Source organism: Allobosea sp. ASV33, from assembly GCF_016428755.1.
Lineage (GTDB): Bacteria > Pseudomonadota > Alphaproteobacteria > Rhizobiales > Beijerinckiaceae > Allobosea.
On record NZ_JAELTI010000115.1, the window covers coordinates 1 to 15881 of the forward strand.

Genomic DNA, 15881 nt, shown 5'->3' on the forward strand with positions numbered 1-15881 from the left:
CGACCTTCATCAGCCCTTGCGCTCCTTGTCATAGGGATTTTCGCCGCCGCGGCGATGCAGCCGGATCGGCGTGCCCGGCAATTCGAAGGCTTCCCGCAGATTGTTGACCAGGTAGCGGGTGTAGGACACCGGCAGATGGTCGAGCTGGTTGCCGAACAGCGCGAAGGTCGGCGGGCGAGCCTTGGCCTGCGTCATGTAGCGGATCTTGATGCGCCGGCCGGCCACGGCCGGGGGCGGGTGGGCCGAAAGCACGCCTTCGAGCCAGCGGTTGATCCGCGCGGTCGAGATGCGGCGGTTCCAGACGCCATAGGCCGAGAACACGCCCTGCATCAGCTTGTCGATGCCTTCGCCGGCCAGCCCCGAGAGCGGGATGATCGGCACGCCGCGCACCTGCGCTAGGAGATGGTTGGCCTTCTCCTTGAGCTCGGCCAGCAGGCCCTGCTTGTCGGCGACGAGGTCCCATTTGTTGAGGCCAATCACGACCGCCCGGCCCTCGCGTTCGGTCAGGTCGACCAGCGTAAGGTCCTGCTTCTCGAACGGAATCGTCGCGTCCAGCAGCACGACCACGACCTCGGCGAAGCGGATGGCGCGCAGCGAATCGGCGACCGAGAGCTTCTCCAGCTTCTCCTCGATGCGGGCGCGCTTGCGCATGCCGGCGGTGTCGAAGAGCTTGACCTTGCGGCCACGCCATTCCCAGTCGACCGAAATGGTGTCGCGGGTGATGCCGGCCTCCGGGCCGGTCAGCATCCGCTCCTCGCCGATCATGCGGTTGACCAGAGTCGACTTGCCGGCATTCGGGCGGCCGATGATGGTGACGCGCAGCGGACGATCGGGATCGAGATCCTCCTCGTCATCCGAATCGGCGGCGGGAACATCGGCCCAAGCCGACTCGTCTTCCTCATCCTCGGATTCGTCGGGGATATAGGGCATCAGCGCTTCGAGCAGGTCGGACGTACCCTCGCCATGCTCGGCCGAGAACGGCACGGGGTCGCCGAGACCGAGCCCGTAGGACTCGATGATCCCTTCGGTGCCCTTCTTCCCCTCGGCCTTGTTGGCGAGCAGGATCACCGGCTTGCCGGAGCGGCGCACCAGATCCGCAAAGGGCTGGTCCATCGGCGTGATACCGAGGCGGGCGTCGATCATGAAGAGCACGACATCGGCCTGCGCGATCGCGGTCTCGGTCTGCGCGCGCATGCGGCCGGCGAGCGATTCCTTGTCGGCCTCCTCGAGGCCGGCGGTATCGATCACCTTGAAGCGGAGATGGCCGAGGGTGGCGTCGCCCTCGCGACGGTCGCGCGTCACGCCCGGCCGGTCATCGACCAGGGCGAGCTTCTTGCCGACCAGCCGGTTGAACAGCGTCGACTTGCCGACATTGGGGCGCCCGATCAGGGCGACGATGGCTGTCATCAGATTTCACACATTTTCGCCGTCGTCCCGGCCGCTGGAACGCGGGGTCGGGGCGGCGGCGCCTTTGGAGCAAGGCTCCGGTTCAGTTCTTCACCGTGACGGGACCGCCACGGACCAAAGCGAGATAGAGTTCGACGCGCTGGCGCAGGGCCTGCGGCGCCTGCGGATCGGTGATCGCGGCATCGAACCAGCGTCCGGCATCCTCGAAGAGATTGGCCTTGAGCGCGGCGATGCCGAGGAATTCGCGAGCCGTGTGGCGCCAGACGCCCTGCGGGACAGCCAGCGGCTCCAGCGCCGCCTTGACCTCGGGATAGCCCGCCAGATCGACGCGCAGGATGCCGGCGCGCAGCCTGGCGAGGTCGCGATAGGTCTGGTCCAGCGAGGCGTCTCCTGCGAGCGCATCGAAGGCGGCGGCACCGGCAGCCGGGTCGCGCTTGGCCGTCTCGGCGGCGAGGCGGAAGCGGGCGATCAGGCGATAGCCGGCCGGCGCCGTCGACGAGAGTTCCTTGAGGATGGTCTCGGCCTGGGCGGAGTCGCCATCGCGCGAGGATTTCAGCGCCGCTTCGAGGCGCGCGCCGACGGCCTGCGAGGCCTGATTCTCGCGATGCAGCCAGAACTGCCAGCCGGCAACGGCGAGCACCGCCAGCACGGCGAGGCCGGTGACGACCCAGCCATATTTCTTCCAGAGCTCCGCTGCCTTGTCGCGGCGGACTTCCTCATCGATCTCGCGAAAAATATCGGCCATTTGACTGTCAAAATCCCTGTTGGGAGCCCGGTAGCATTTTCGGCAGGGGAATGCGAGCCGGTTCAGTGCATGGATAACCGCGCTGCGATGGACGGCCGCACTCCGGCCATGGCAAAACTGGCCCGGCCCTTGCTGCGCCCGCCCCGGACGGCCCTTCAGCTTTCGGCCGTGGAGAGTTTGCATGAACCAGACCATCACCAGACGGGCCGGCCTCGCCGCCCTCACCCTCGGCGCCCTCGCCTATGGCGCGCTTGCTACGCCCGCCGCGGCGCAGACCCAGCCGATCAAGGTCAAGGTCTTCATCGCCGCAATGTTCGAGATCGGCGAGAATACCGGCGACCGGGCCGGCGAGTTCCAGCACTGGTACGAGCGCTACTGGATGAAAAGCCAGCCCCATACGGTGAAGGGCGCGCTGAAACCGGTCTATTGCAACGATGACGGCGTCTGCGGCGCCGTGCTCGGCATGGGCAAGGTCAATTCCTCGTCCTCGATGCAGGCGATCCTGCTCGACCCCGCCTACGACTTCTCGCAGGCTTATTTCGTGCTCAGCGGCGTCGCCGGCACGCCGCCCTCGCGCGGCACGATCGGCGACGTCTCCTGGGGCACCTGGCTGGTCGACTACGATCTCGGCCATCGCTGGGCGCCGGAAGAAGGCAAGCCCGGCGAGCCGGTGTTCATGCCGCGCAAGGGCTATGAGAGCTACCGCGTCTTCCAGCTCAACCCGGTGCTGGTGAACTGGGCGGTGAAGCTCAGCGCGGGCGTGAACCTGCAGGATTCCGATTCCGCCAAGCAGTACCGCATGCGCTATCCCGACAAGAAGGCGCAGGCTGCGCCCTCTGTGCAGACCGGCACGCATATGACCGGCGATACGTTCTTCCACGGGCCGGGCCTGTCGAAGGAGGCGCAGTACATGGCCAAGCTCTACGGCGCCGACGATTACGTGATCACCGAGATGGAGGCGGCGGCGATCACGCTGGTGATCAAGCGCCAGTTCGGCACCGACCGGATCATGAGCCTGCGCGGCGCGGTCAATTTCGACCAGGGCAACCCGAACGAGACGACGCTGCAGCATCTCGACCCGGCGCCCGGCCAGACGGCGGGCGGCTTCGCCGAGACCGTCGCCAATATCGAGGCTGTCGGCTCGAAGGTGGTCGACCACATCGTCGCGGACTGGCCGGAATGGCAGAAGGGCGTGCCGCCCCTGCCGGCGAAATAAGGGGCAGGGGAAAGCGGGAACCATCTTGTCATTCCGGGGCTTCGCGCAGCGAAGAACCCGGAATCCACGACTGGGCGAGCCTTGGCCGATCGGATTGCTCGAGCGTCGCGCCCAGTCGTGGGTTCCGGGTTCGATCCTGACGGATCGCCCCGGAATGACAGGGTGGCTCGCTCTAGGATCAGCCCGCCCTGAACAGCAGGCTGCCGTCGCCGTAGGAGTAGAAGCGGTAATTCGCTGCGATCGCATGGGCATAGGCCCGTTTCATCATGTCGAGGCCGCTGAAGGCGGAGACCAGCATGAACAGCGTCGAGCGCGGCAGGTGGAAATTCGTCATCAAGAGGTCGACCGCGCGGAAACGGTAACCCGGCGTGATGAAGATCGCGGTGTCGCCGGAGAAGGGCCGGATCGTGCCGTCCTCGGCCGCTGCGCTCTCGATCAGGCGCAGCGAGGTCGTGCCGACGCAGACGATGCGTCCGCCCTTCGCCTTGACGGCGTTCAACGCGGCGGCCGTCTCGGGCGAGACCGTCCCCCATTCGGCATGCATGCGATGGTCGTCGGTGTCGTCAGCCTTCACCGGCAGAAAGGTGCCGGCGCCGACATGAAGCGTGACGAAATGCCGGCTGACACCGCGCGCCTCCAGCGCCGCCAGAAGCTCCGGCGTGAAGTGCAGCCCTGCGGTCGGCGCGGCGACGGCGCCATCCTTCCGGGCGAAATTGGTCTGGTAGTCGGCCGTGTCGGCGCTGTCGGTCGGGCGCTTGCCGGCGATATAGGGCGGCAGCGGCAATTCGCCGAGCCGCGCGATCGCCTCGTCGAGATAGGCGCCGGTCAGGCTGAACTGCAATTCGACCTCGCCGCCCTCGCCCTTGGCGATCACCTCGGCCTGCAGGCGGGCGAGTTCGCAAGCGTTGCTGGCGGCTTCCGAATCGAAGACCACCGACTCGCCGACGGCGAGCTTCTTGGCCGGTCGGGCGAAGGCGAGCCAGCGATCCTCGCTCTCGCGCTTGTGCAGCATGATCTCGACGCGGGCCGAATCCGCGCCGCGATAGCGCCGTCCGCGCAGGCGGGACGGGATGACGCGGGTGTCGTTGAGGACGAGCGCATCGCCGGGCTGGAGGAGCGAGACGAGGTCGCGGATGCCGCGATCCTCCAGGGGCTCGGGCGCATCCGGACGCACCACGAGCAATCGCGCCGCATCGCGCGGGCTTGCGGGCCTCAGCGCAATACGATCCTCGGGCAGGTCGAAATCGAAGAGATCGACGTTCATGGGACTGGACTGAAAACCACGCGGTCGTCCCGGCCGGAGCGAAGCGAAAAGCCGGGATCCATGCCTGAACCTTGCTCGGCAGCGCTCCGGCATGGATCCCGGGTCAAGCCCGGGATGACGTCGAGGTTCTGGAGCAAATCCGTTCGAGAAGCCGCGCAAGCGCGGCGTCTCGGGACGAGGGCTCGCCTTGGGCGAAATCCTCAGGCCGCGTCGGCCATCACCTTCATCGAGACGATCGAATCGGGGTCGCGCACCGGCTCGCCGCGCTTGATCATGTCGACATTGTCCATGCCTTCGACGACTTCGCCCCAGACGGTGTACTGCTTGTCGAGGAAGCGGGCATCGTCGAACACGATGAAGAACTGGCTGTTGGCCGAGTTCGGGTTCTGGGCGCGGGCCATCGAGCAGATGCCGCGGACATGCGGCTCGGCGTTGAACTCCTGCTTCAGGTCCGGATAGCTCGAGCCGCCGGTGCCGGTGCCGTGCGGGCAGCCGACCTGGGCCATGAAGCCGTCGATGACGCGGTGGAAGACGATGCCGTCATAGAAGCCCTCGCGGGCGAGCAGCTTGATGCGCTCGACATGGCCCGGAGCGAGATCCGGACGCAGCTTGATCACCACCTTGCCCTTGGTGGTTTCCATGACGATGGTGTTCTCGGGATCCAGCGACATCAGGTCTGCCTTTCATTGAGCCGCGCACGGCCGTGGAAGCGTATGGTGAAGGGTCGCCCCGCGATACTCGCTCCGAGGCCCGCCGACAACCTCATCGGCGTGCAGGAGCGGATCGCGGAGACGGCGGAATCGCTGAAGCGCCGCTGGAACTCGGCATCGCCGCGCTTGGTCTCCCAGGTGACGCGGGGCTGGCCGAAGAGGCTGCCGTCGCGCCGGAGGCTGAAGCGGAGCGAGACCATCGCGCCCGTCAGGTCGCCTGGCAAGGGCGGCGGGCTCCAGCAACGCTGGAGAGCCGGGGCGATCTGGTCGAGCCGGTCGACGGTTTCCGTGCCGTCCTTCGGGCCGCCCGGCGTGACTTGATTGTCGGGAGCGATCTGGCCGATCAGCCCGATCTCGCCGCTGCCGTGCAGGACGCGCGGCGAGTCGAGCCGGCGCTGGTCAAGCCCCGGGATGTCGCTGCCGCTGAAGGGGCCGCCGATACCGGGATTGTAGCGCTGGCCGCTCTGCGGCGGCAGGATCGGGTTCTGCGAGCCTGAAGGAGGGGGTAGGACCGGATTCTGCGAGCCGGAGGCCGGCGGCAGGCCGAGATCGCGCGTCTCCTGCGCGAGCGCTCCGCTCAAGCCGAGCGCCAGGGCGATCCCGATCAGGGCCGTCCGAACCATCCCGTACCCTCCCCGGTTCGCCCTACGCGCGATCGGACCGACGACTTACTTGGCGTCGGCCTGCAGCCGCATGCGGATGATCTTGTCGGGGCCGCTCACCTGGCCGCTGCCGGGCGCACCCTTCTTGATCTTGCGCACGGCATCCATGCCGGACACGACCTCGCCGAACAGCGTATAGCTGCCCGTCAGCGAGCCGCAGCCCTCGTAGCAGATGAAGAATTGCGAATTGGCGGAGTTCGGCGACTGCGAGCGCGCCATGCCGACGGAGCCGACCTTGTAGGGCGTCTGGCTGAACTCGGCCGGGATGTTCGGGAGGTCCGACCCGCCGGTGCCGGTGCCGGTCGGGTCGCCGGTCTGGGCCATGAAGCCGTCGATGACGCGGTGGAAGACGACGCCGTCATAGAAGCCGCGCTTCACCAGCGCCTTGATCTGCGCGACATGCTTCGGCGCGAGATCCGGCCGCAGGCGGATCGTCACCGGGCCGTCCTTGGTCTCGAGGATGACGGTGTTCTCGGGGTCCGGCTTCGGCGTCTGGGCCTGGGCGAAACCGAGCGAGGCGACGACGGCAAGGGCGGCGAGCGAGCTGCGCAGCATGAAGATCTCCATGGCCGCCGGCGAGCCCGGCGGATGCCGGTCGATAGCCCTATCCTTTGACCGGAACAAGGCATTGCCGCGATCGGCCACCTGCCCTTGCTGCACTGCACAAGTGCAATGGAGACTAATCTTGCAAAAATTCCAGGCTTGAGCTGCCTAAACTGATGACAGCGCCGTCACAATCGGCTAATCCTTTCGGCGCTGGGAGCGCTTTGCAGGTCGAAGCGCTGCGGACCAGGTCTTGGGAGGAACAAACGCCCGCCTTGCAAAACGAGTCGCACGCTTTCTGAAGACGTGTGCCGGTGCAGCGGTAAAAGCGGACTATCAAAGGCAAGGCATCGGCCTTGCCTTTTTTCTTGGGCGGTACCCGAGCAGGCGCGCCAAGTTTGGACGACATTATCAGAACCGCTCCGGCCGGAGCCACCTTCGTCATTCCGGCGCGCGCCGCAGGCGCGAACCCGGAAACCACGACGGGGTGGAACATCCCATTCCGCGTTGCCGGCGGCTCGCCCGGTCGTGGTTTCCGGGTTCTTCGCTACGCGAAGCCCCGGAATGACAATCGTTCGGTTCAAGACGGAATGACGCTGCAGTGCCGGAGAAATCCGCCGCGTCGCGTCAAATGTCGTAGGTCACCCAGACATACCAGACGCCGGCGAAGATCACCGCCGCGATCAGCGAGGTGATGACGGCCTTCTTCAGGAGGCCTGGCAGCACCGGCGCGCCCGGCTCGGTGCCGGCCACGACCTCGCCCGCCTCCTCCTGGCTGCGGATGCCGAAGGGGAGCACCGCGAAGAGGGTGATCCACCAGATCACGAAATAAAGGGCGAGGCCGCCGACGAGGTTCATGCCGCCGCTCCCGCGAGCGCGATGCAGGAAAAGGCGACCCGCGCCTCGGTCGGTACGCCGAAGCGCGCGGTGTGCCGCGCCGGCAGGCCGCCGGGGAAATGCTTCACATATTCGGCGTTGCAGGCGGCATAGTCGGCCGGATCGGTGATCAGCATCGTCATCTGGACGACGCGATCGAGCGAGCTGCCGGCCTCGGCCAGGATTTCGGCAACGCGGCCGAGTGCGTTGCGGACCTCCTCGGCGGGCGTCTCACCACGACGGATGCCGCGCGCCGGGTCATGCGGTGCCGAATGGCCGGAGACGAAGACGAGCCCGCCGGCGACCGTCGCGGCGCTGAACGGACGTGGCGAGCCGGTTTCGGGCTGCCCCAGGAAAGCGATCTCGGTCATCGTCGTCAGGCCTGTTCGAGCTCGACCAGCGTGCCCAGGAAGTCCTTGGGATGCAGAAACAGCACCGGCTTGCCATGGGCGCCGATGCGCGGCTCGCCGGAGCCCAGCACACGCGCTCCTTGCGCCTTCAGGCGGTCGCGCGCCGCGAGGATGTCGTCGACCTCGTAGCAGATATGGTGGATGCCGCCATCGGCATTGCGCTCGAGGAACTTCGCGATCGGCGAATCGGCGCCGAGCGGCTCCAGCAATTCGATCTTGGTGTTGGGCAGTTCGACGAAGACGACGGTGACGCCGTGCTCCGGCTCGGCCTGCGGCTGCGAGACGCGCGCGCCGAGCGTATCGCGATAAAGCGCCGTCGAGGCTTCGAGATCCTTCACCGCAATGGCGACGTGGTTCAGGCGTCCGATCATGTCACTCTTCCCGATCTCGTCAATCTGCCTCGGAAACGCATCGTCATCCCGGACAAGCCGCGGGAGCGGCGCCGATCCGGGATCCATCGAAGGGCGTGGTACTCTACGATGGATTCCGGGTCTCCGCTGCGCTCCGCCCGGAATGACGGCATATGCCGAACAAGGCGTAGTCTACACCTCGACCACCAGCGCATGCACCAGCGGCTTCTTGCCCCACTCCTCGTTGACCGCGCTGCGCACGCCACGCTCCAGCGCATTGCGCAAGGCCTCGGGATCGCGGCGGCGGGCCTTCGGGATATTGTCGAGGAGATCGCCGACGGTATCGGCGACATATTCGTCGAAATCGATGCCGCCGAGCGTGCGCGGCGGCAGGCCGAGCACCGCGATCTCCGGCTCGCCGGCGATGCCGCCCTTTTCGTCGATCGCGACCGCGATCGAGACGATGCCGGCGAAGGACAGGCGGCGGCGCTCCTGGATCGTCTTCTCCAGCGCGTTCACCAACAGGGAGCCATCCTGGTAGAGCCGGCCATGCGGGGCCTCGTCGACCTTGCGGGCGCCCTCGGCCGAAATCGCGACCACGTCGCCATTGCCGGCGCGCAAGACATGCTTGACGCCGAGGCTGCGGGCGAAGGTTTCATGCTCGGCGAGATGCAGGTCCTCGCCATGGGCTGGGATCGCGATCTGCGGCTTCAGCCAGCCATAGAGCCGGGCCATCTCCTCGCGGCGCGGATGGCCGGAAACATGGACCAGATGGGTCCGGTCCGTGATGATCTCGATCTTGTCGCGGGCGAGCGCGTTCAGGATGTTGCCGACCGACTTCTCGTTGCCGGGAATGGTGCGCGAGGAGAAGATCACGCGGTCTCCCGGCGAGAGCGCGATCTCGGGGTGGTCGTCAGAGGCGATGCGCGAGAGCGCGGCGCGCGGCTCGCCCTGGCTGCCGGTGACCAGCGCCACGACCTTGTCGCGCGGCAGGTAGCCATAGGCGTCGACCGGGCGGAAGCCGGGGATGCCGTCGAGATAGCCGCATTCGCGGGCGACATCGATGACGCGGTCCATGGCGCGGCCGACGACGACGACCTCGCGGTCGTTGGCCATCGCAGCTTCCGCGACGGAACGCAGGCGCGCGACATTGGAGGCGAAGGTGGTGACGGCGACGCGTCCCGGCGCCGAGGCGACGAGTTCCTTCATCTTGGCGGCCACATCGGCCTCGCTCGGGCTCGTGCCGTCGCGCATGACGTTGGTCGAGTCGCAGACCAGTGCCAGCACGCCCTCCTCGCCAAGCTCGCGCAGGCGCTTCTCATCGGTCGGCAGGCCGACGCGCGGGGTCGGGTCGATCTTCCAGTCGCCGGTATGGACGACGAGCCCGGCGGGGGTGCGGATCGCAAGCGCGTTCGACTCGGGGATCGAGTGGGCCACGGGCACGAATTCGATGTCGAAGGGGCCGAGCGTGATCGCCCCGCCCTGCGGCACCACATTGATCTCGACATTCGGCGCGCCCGGCTCTGAGAGGCGGCGGGTCGCGAGCAGGCCGGCGGCGAAGCGCGTGCAGTAGACAGGCGCGCGCAAGCTCGGCCAGAGCGCGGCGAGCGCGCCGATATGGTCCTCATGGGCGTGGGTGATGATGATGCCCAGCAGGTTCGCGCGTTCCTCGACGATATAGCGCAGGTCGGGCAGGACGATATCGACTCCCGGCGCCTCCGGCCCGGCGAAGGACAGGCCGCAATCGACGAGGATCCACTTTCGCCTGCCCTCGGGCCCGAAGCCGTAGAGAGCGGCGTTCATGCCGATCTCGCCGAGGCCGCCGAGGGGAACGAAGACGAGTTGGTCGGAAGAGCGGGTCACTGGAATTCCTGCAGGCACGGGCAGCCGGCCGCAGCATGCATCATCGCATGCCGGTCGCGGCTTCCTGGAAATCGTTTCGGAAAACGCGGGTCATCCCGGACGGAGCGAAGCGAAGATCCGGGATCCATGCCGGAACCTTTCCGGTCGGCGCTCCGGCATGGATCCCGGGTCGTCCTTCGGCCACCCGGGATGACCGCGTTAAACCGGGAAATGTCCTTTAGCATGGTCGTAGCGCAGCATACCAGCGCGGCCCGCCTGGTCAGGGCGCCCCGAAGAAGAGGTCGCCGGCGTCGATCAGGCGTCGGCCGGTTGCGGTTTCGAGTTCAAGGCGCCCGGTCGGGTCGAGACCGATGAAGATACCGGTCAGCGGCCCCTCCGGCAGGCGGATGGTGATGGTCTCGCCGAGGAACGCGGCGCGCTCCAGCCAGGCCGCGCGGGTCGGCCCGAAGCCGCCGGGTTGCGACCAGACTGCGAAGCGCTGGGCGAAGGCGTCGCTCAAGCCCGTCAGCATCGTCTCGACATTGGCCTGAGGCGCCACGGCCTTGAGGAAGGTCGCGGGGTAAGGCGTATCCGTCGGGCAAGAGGCGATGTTGACGCCGCAGCCGACGATGACGTTGAAGCGCCCTGCCCGGCTCTCGCCTTCCAGCAGCAGGCCGGAGGTCTTGGCGCGGTCGAGCAGCAGGTCGTTCGGCCATTTCAATCTCAGGCCGGAGGCGGCCGGGCCGAGCAGCTTCGCGGCGGCGTCATGCAGAGCGAGGCCCACGACGAAACCAAGCTGCGGCGCCAATGCCGGTTCGCATGGATCAGCCAGGAGCAGGCTTGCGTAGAGATTGCCGGGGGGCGAGCCCCATTGCCGGCCGTGGCGGCCGCGGCCGGCATTCTGGCTGCGGGCGACGATCCAGAGCTTGCCCGGCTCGCCCTGGTCAAGCGCGCGGCGGGCCTCCTCCATGGTGGAGCCGACCTCGTCGCGGACGATCAGACGATAGCCCGCTGCGCGGGCGGCCTCACCGAGCACGCGTCGTCAGCTCAGAAGAGCGACTTCGCCGCGGCGGCCGCCGAGTCGAAGAGCGGCGCCGGCACCAGCGACAGCACCAGCACGAAGAGCGCGGAGATCAGCAGCACGGTGCGCACACCGAGATCCGACTTCTCGAAAGCCGGCTTCGGCTCGTCGAAATACATCACCTTGACGAGGCGCAGGTAGTAATAGGCGCCGACGACGCTGGTCAGTACGCCGATCACGGCGAGCACATAGAGCTTGGCGTTGATCGCGGCCAGGAAGACGTACCACTTCGCCCAGAACCCGGCGAGCGGCGGGATGCCGGCGAGCGAGAACATCATCATCGCCATCGCGAAGGCCATCCAGCCATTGGTGCGGGAGAGGCCGGCGAGCTCCGAGATATCCTCGACCAGCTTGCCGTCGCGGCGCATCATCAGCACGCAGGCGAAGGCGGCCAGCGTCGTGGCGAGATAGATCGCCATATAGGTCATCACGCCCTGCACGCCCTCGGCCGTGCCGGCGGCGAGGCCGACCAGCGCATAGCCCATATTAGCGATCGAGGAATAGGCGAGCAGGCGCTTGATGTTGCGCTGGCCAATCGCGGCGAAGGCGCCGAGCGCCATCGAGGCGATCGAGATGAAGACGATGATCTGGCGCCAGTCATGGATCGCGCCCGGGAAGGCGCCGATGAAGACACGGATCACCATCGCCATGGCGGCCATCTTGGGCGCCGAGGCGAAGAAGGCGGCGACCGGCGTCGGCGCGCCCTCGTAGACGTCCGGCGTCCACATATGGAACGGCACGGCCGAGATCTTGAAGGCGACGCCGGCTGCGATGAAGACGATGCCGAGGATGAGGCCGATGCCGGCATGGCCGCCGGCCGTCGCCGCGGCGATGCCCGGGAAGGTGACGGTGCCGGTGAAGCCGTAGACCAGCGAACCGCCATAGAGCAGCATGCCCGAGGAGAGCGCGCCGAGCACGAAATACTTCAGGCCGGCTTCCGTCGACTTGGCGTTGTCGCGGTCGAAGGCGGCGACGACGTAGAGCGCCAGCGACTGCAATTCGAGGCCGACATAGAGGCTGATGAGATCGTTCGCCGAGATCATCATCATCATGCCGATGGTCGAGAGCACGACGAGGATCGGGAACTCGAAGCGCATCGTGCCCTGGCGCCGCATGGTATCGGCCGAAAGCAGGATCGAGGCGCCGGCGCCGAGCAGCGTCAGCACCTTCATGAAGCGGCCGAAGCCGTCGGCAATGAAACCGTTGTTGAAGGTCAGCAGCTTGCCGGTGCCTGAGACGACCACGACCAGCGCGACGGCGAGCAGCACGAGCGCCAGCCCTTCGAGCAGGCGCGTGGAGCGCTCGCCCTGGATCGCGCCGACCAGCACCATCACGATGGCGCCGATGGCGAGGATGATTTCCGGCAGGGCCGGGCCGAGAGCGGGCAGAGCCATGACGAGACCTTACTGCGCGACCGCCAGCGCCGTCTTCGCGACGGCGAGGGCTGCCTGATAGTTCTTGATGAGCGCCTCGGTCGGCGCCGCGAAGGCGTCGAGGATCTGGTGCGGCTGGACGCCGTACCAGATCGTCAGCAGCACGAGCGGGACCAGCGTCACATATTCGCGGACGTTCAGGTCCTTGATGTCCTTCAGCTCGGGCTTCACCAACTCGCCGAACACGACGCGGCGGTAGAGCCAGAGCGCGTAGGCCGCCGAGAGGATGACGCCGGAGGTCGCGAAGAAGGCCACCCAGGGATTGGCGCGGAAGGCGCCGAGCAGCGTCAGGAACTCGCCGACGAAGCCGGAGGTGCCGGGCAGACCGACATTGGCCATGGTGAAGACCATGAAGACGACGGCATAGGCCGGCATCCGGTTCACCAGGCCGCCATAGGCCGCGATCTCGCGGGTGTGCATGCGATCGTAGATCACGCCGACGCAGAGGAAGAGCGCGCCGGAGACCAGGCCGTGGCTGACCATCTGGTACATCGCGCCCTGGATGCCCTGCGGCGTCAGGGTGAAGAGGCCCATCGTCACGAAGCCCATATGGGCGACGGAGGAATAGGCGATCAGCTTCTTCATGTCCTCCTGCATCAGCGCCACCAGCGAGGTGTAGACGATGGCGATGACCGAGAGGGCGAACACCAGCGGCGCGAAATGTGCCGAGGCCTCCGGGAACATCGGGATCGAGAAGCGGATGAAGCCGTAGCCACCCATCTTCAGCAGGATCGCCGCCAGGACGACGGAGCCGGCGGTCGGCGCCTCGACGTGCGCGTCGGGCAGCCAGGTATGGACCGGCCACATCGGCATCTTCACCGCGAACGACGCGAAGAAGGCGAGCCACAGCCAGGTCTGCATCTGCGACGGGAACTTGTGCGCGAGCAGCGCCGGAATGTCGGTGGTGCCGGCGTTCCAGTACATCGCCATCACGGCCAGCAGCATCAGCACCGAGCCGAGCAGCGTGTAGAGGAAGAACTTGTAGGAGGCGTAGACGCGCCGCTTGCCGCCCCAGATGCCGATGATCAGGAACATCGGGATCAGGCCTGCCTCGAAGAACAGGTAGAACAGCACGAGGTCGAGCGCCGCGAAGACGCCGATCATCAGCGCTTCCAGCACCAGGAACGCGATCATGTATTCGCGCACCCGCTTCTCGACCGAGGTCCAGGACGCGATGATGCAGAACGGCATCAGGAACGCCGTCAGAACGATGAACGGGAAGGAGAAGCCGTCGACGCCGAGCTTGAACTTGATGGCGTCCGAAACCCAGCCATGGGTCTCGACCATCTGGAAGCCGGGATTGGCGGGGTCGAACCTGCCCCAGGCGACGCAAGCGAGCACGAAGGTCAGCACCGTCGTGACGAGCGCCGCCCAGCGGGCGTTGGAGTTGACCGACGCCTCGTCGCCGCGCTGCACCAGGATGAAGGCAGCGCCGACCAGCGGCAGGATCAGGAGACCGGTGAGGATACCGAAACCGAACATCATCTCACCCGCGGGCCATGAGATACCAGGTCACGAGCCCAGCGACGCCGATGAGCATGGCGAAGGCATAGTGATAGAGATAGCCGGTCTGCAGCCGGACCACCCGATTGGTGACGTCGACCACGCGGGCCGAGACGCCGTCCGGGCCGAAGCCGTCGATGACGAAGCCATCGCCCTTCTTCCAGAGGAAGCGGCCGAGCCACTTCGCCGGACGCACGAACAGGAAGTCGTAGATTTCGTCGAAGTACCACTTGTTGAGCAGGAACTGGTAGAGCGCCGGGTTGGCGGCAGCCAGCTTGCCGGGCACGTCCGGCCGGCGGACATACATGTAGTACGCCAGCACGAAGCCGATCAGCATCGCCACGAAAGGCGAGAACGCGACCCAGGTCGGCACCTCGTGCATCGTGTGCAGGATGTGGTTGTCCTTGCCCATGAACAGGGCCGACTTCCAGAAATGCTCGAAGTCGTGGCCGATGAAGGCCTCCTTGAACACGACGCCGGCCAGGATCGCGCCGATCGACAGCAGGACGAGCGGGATCAGCATCACCCACGGGCTCTCATGCGGCGTGTGATCATGGCCATGGCCGTGATCGTCGTGGCCGTGCGCGGCATGGGCGTGGTCGTCATGGCCGTGACCATGCGCGTCGTGGCCATGGCCCCAGCGCGGCGCGCCCTCGAAGGTCATGAAATAGAGCCGCCAGGAGTAGAACGAGGTCATGCAGGCCGCGACGACCAGCAGGACGAACGCGTAGGACGAGGCGAACCCGCCATGCGCCACCGAGGCATAGGCGCTCTCGACGATCGCGTCCTTCGAGAAGAAGCCGGCGAAGCCGAAGATCGTGCCGGGAATGCCGACCCCGGTGAGCGCCAGCGTGCCGATCGTCATCGCGGCGGCGGTGATGGGGATATGCTTCCGGAGGCCGCCCATATGGCGCATGTCCTGCTCGTGATGCATCGCGTGGATGACGGAGCCCGCGCCCAGGAACAGCAGCGCCTTGAAGAAGGCATGGGTGAAGAGGTGGAAGATGCCGGCGCCATAGTTGCCGACGCCGAGCGCGACGAACATGTAGCCGAGCTGCGAGCAGGTCGAATAGGCGATGACGCGCTTGATGTCGTTCTGCACGAGGCCGACCGTCGCCGCGAAGAAGGCGGTCGTGGCGCCGATGACGACGACGACGGTGAGCGCGACCGGGGCGTATTCGAAGACCGGCGACAGGCGCGCCAGCATAAAGACGCCGGCGGTGACCATCGTCGCGGCGTGGATGAGGGCCGACACCGGGGTCGGGCCTTCCATCGCGTCCGGCAGCCAGGTGTGCAGCAGGAACTGCGCGGACTTGCCCATGGCGCCCATGAAGAGCAGCAGGCAGGTCAGGGTCAGGGCGTTCCAGTCATAGCCGAGGAAGTGGAAGCTCTGGTTCACCAGCTCGCCGGCGCGCGGGAAGATCGCGTCGAAGCCGACCGAGCCGAACAGCACGAAGACCAGGAAGATGCCGAGCGAGAAGCCGAAATCGCCGACGCGGTTGACGATGAAGGCCTTCATCGCCGCCGCATTGGCCGAGGGCTTCTGGTACCAGAAGCCGATCAGCAGGTAGGAGGCCAGGCCGACGCCTTCCCAGCCGAAGAACATCTGCACGAGGTTGTCCGACGTCACCAGCATCAGCATCGCGAAGGTGAACAGCGAGAGATAGGCGAAGAAGCGCGGGCGGTGCGGATCCTCGTGCATGTAGCCGATCGAGTAGAGGTGCACGAGGCTGGAGACCGTGTTGACCACGACCAGCATCACCACTGTCAGCGTATCGACGCGGAAGGCCCAGTCGACCTGCAACTGGCCGGACGAGATCCAGCTCGCGATCTGCACCC

15 protein-coding genes are annotated in these 15881 nt (G+C 66.7%); 1 reads left to right on the forward strand and 14 read right to left on the reverse strand.

Features of this window, described 5'->3' with window-relative positions:
- Nucleotides 1-9: 9 nt before the first annotated feature.
- Both der and JHD80_RS23765 read right to left on the reverse strand, forming a co-directional pair.
- The gene (der, locus tag JHD80_RS23760; RefSeq protein WP_199092473.1) at nt 10-1407 is read right to left on the reverse strand and encodes a ribosome biogenesis GTPase Der; all 1398 of its coding nucleotides are present in this window, start codon (nt 1405-1407) and stop codon (nt 10-12) included.
- Nucleotides 1408-1489: 82 nt separating this feature from the next.
- Nucleotides 1490-2152: a tetratricopeptide repeat protein gene (locus JHD80_RS23765; RefSeq protein WP_199092475.1), complete on the reverse strand. Its 663-nt coding sequence runs from the start codon at nt 2150-2152 to the stop codon at nt 1490-1492.
- A gap of 181 nt (nt 2153-2333) precedes the next feature.
- Here JHD80_RS23765 and JHD80_RS23770 point away from each other — a divergent pair, with 181 nt between their 5' ends.
- The gene (locus JHD80_RS23770) at nt 2334-3368 is read left to right on the forward strand and encodes a purine-nucleoside phosphorylase (RefSeq protein WP_199092477.1); all 1035 of its coding nucleotides are present in this window, start codon (nt 2334-2336) and stop codon (nt 3366-3368) included.
- Nucleotides 3369-3546: 178 nt separating this feature from the next.
- Here JHD80_RS23770 and queA read toward each other — a convergent pair whose 3' ends face one another.
- The 12 genes from queA to nuoL all read right to left on the reverse strand — a co-directional run.
- On the reverse strand, nt 3547-4632 hold the full coding sequence (gene queA / locus JHD80_RS23775; RefSeq protein WP_199092479.1) for a tRNA preQ1(34) S-adenosylmethionine ribosyltransferase-isomerase QueA: 1086 nt from the start codon (nt 4630-4632) through the stop codon (nt 3547-3549).
- 200 nt (nt 4633-4832) lie between these two features.
- On the reverse strand, nt 4833-5303 hold the full coding sequence (locus JHD80_RS23780; protein WP_199092481.1) for a peptidylprolyl isomerase: 471 nt from the start codon (nt 5301-5303) through the stop codon (nt 4833-4835).
- Nucleotides 5303-5965 carry a hypothetical protein gene (locus tag JHD80_RS23785; protein ID WP_199092483.1) on the reverse strand — a complete coding sequence of 221 codons (663 nt, stop codon included), beginning with the start codon at nt 5963-5965 and terminating at the stop codon, nt 5303-5305. The genes JHD80_RS23780 and JHD80_RS23785 overlap by 1 nt, the downstream gene beginning before the upstream one ends.
- 45 nt (nt 5966-6010) lie before the next feature.
- On the reverse strand, nt 6011-6559 hold the full coding sequence (locus JHD80_RS23790) for a peptidylprolyl isomerase (protein ID WP_199092485.1): 549 nt from the start codon (nt 6557-6559) through the stop codon (nt 6011-6013).
- A 615-nt stretch (nt 6560-7174) separates the two neighbouring features.
- Entirely contained in the window at nt 7175-7405 is a 231-nt protein-coding gene (locus JHD80_RS23795) for a DUF1467 family protein (protein ID WP_199092487.1), read from the reverse strand.
- Complete coding sequence (locus JHD80_RS23800) at nt 7402-7794, reverse strand: RidA family protein (protein ID WP_199092489.1); 393 nt, start codon at nt 7792-7794, stop codon at nt 7402-7404. The genes JHD80_RS23795 and JHD80_RS23800 overlap by 4 nt, the downstream gene beginning before the upstream one ends.
- 5 nt (nt 7795-7799) lie before the next feature.
- Nucleotides 7800-8204 carry a methylmalonyl-CoA epimerase gene (mce, locus tag JHD80_RS23805; RefSeq protein ID WP_047575196.1) on the reverse strand — a complete coding sequence of 135 codons (405 nt, stop codon included), beginning with the start codon at nt 8202-8204 and terminating at the stop codon, nt 7800-7802.
- A 171-nt stretch (nt 8205-8375) separates the two neighbouring features.
- Nucleotides 8376-10046 (reverse strand): MBL fold metallo-hydrolase, encoded by a 1671-nt coding sequence (locus JHD80_RS23810; protein WP_199092491.1) that lies wholly within the window; start codon nt 10044-10046, stop codon nt 8376-8378.
- 259 nt (nt 10047-10305) lie between these two features.
- A complete protein-coding gene (locus JHD80_RS23815) occupies nt 10306-11061 on the reverse strand; it encodes a biotin--[acetyl-CoA-carboxylase] ligase (protein ID WP_349237342.1) in 756 nt (251 codons plus the stop codon).
- A gap of 11 nt (nt 11062-11072) precedes the next feature.
- A complete protein-coding gene (nuoN, locus tag JHD80_RS23820; RefSeq protein WP_199092493.1) occupies nt 11073-12500 on the reverse strand; it encodes an NADH-quinone oxidoreductase subunit NuoN in 1428 nt (475 codons plus the stop codon).
- A gap of 9 nt (nt 12501-12509) precedes the next feature.
- A complete protein-coding gene (locus JHD80_RS23825; protein WP_199092495.1) occupies nt 12510-14021 on the reverse strand; it encodes an NADH-quinone oxidoreductase subunit M in 1512 nt (503 codons plus the stop codon).
- A 4-nt stretch (nt 14022-14025) separates the two neighbouring features.
- Nucleotides 14026-15881 (reverse strand): NADH-quinone oxidoreductase subunit L (gene nuoL / locus JHD80_RS23830; RefSeq protein ID WP_199092497.1); only part of this gene is annotated, 1856 nt, incomplete at its 5' end.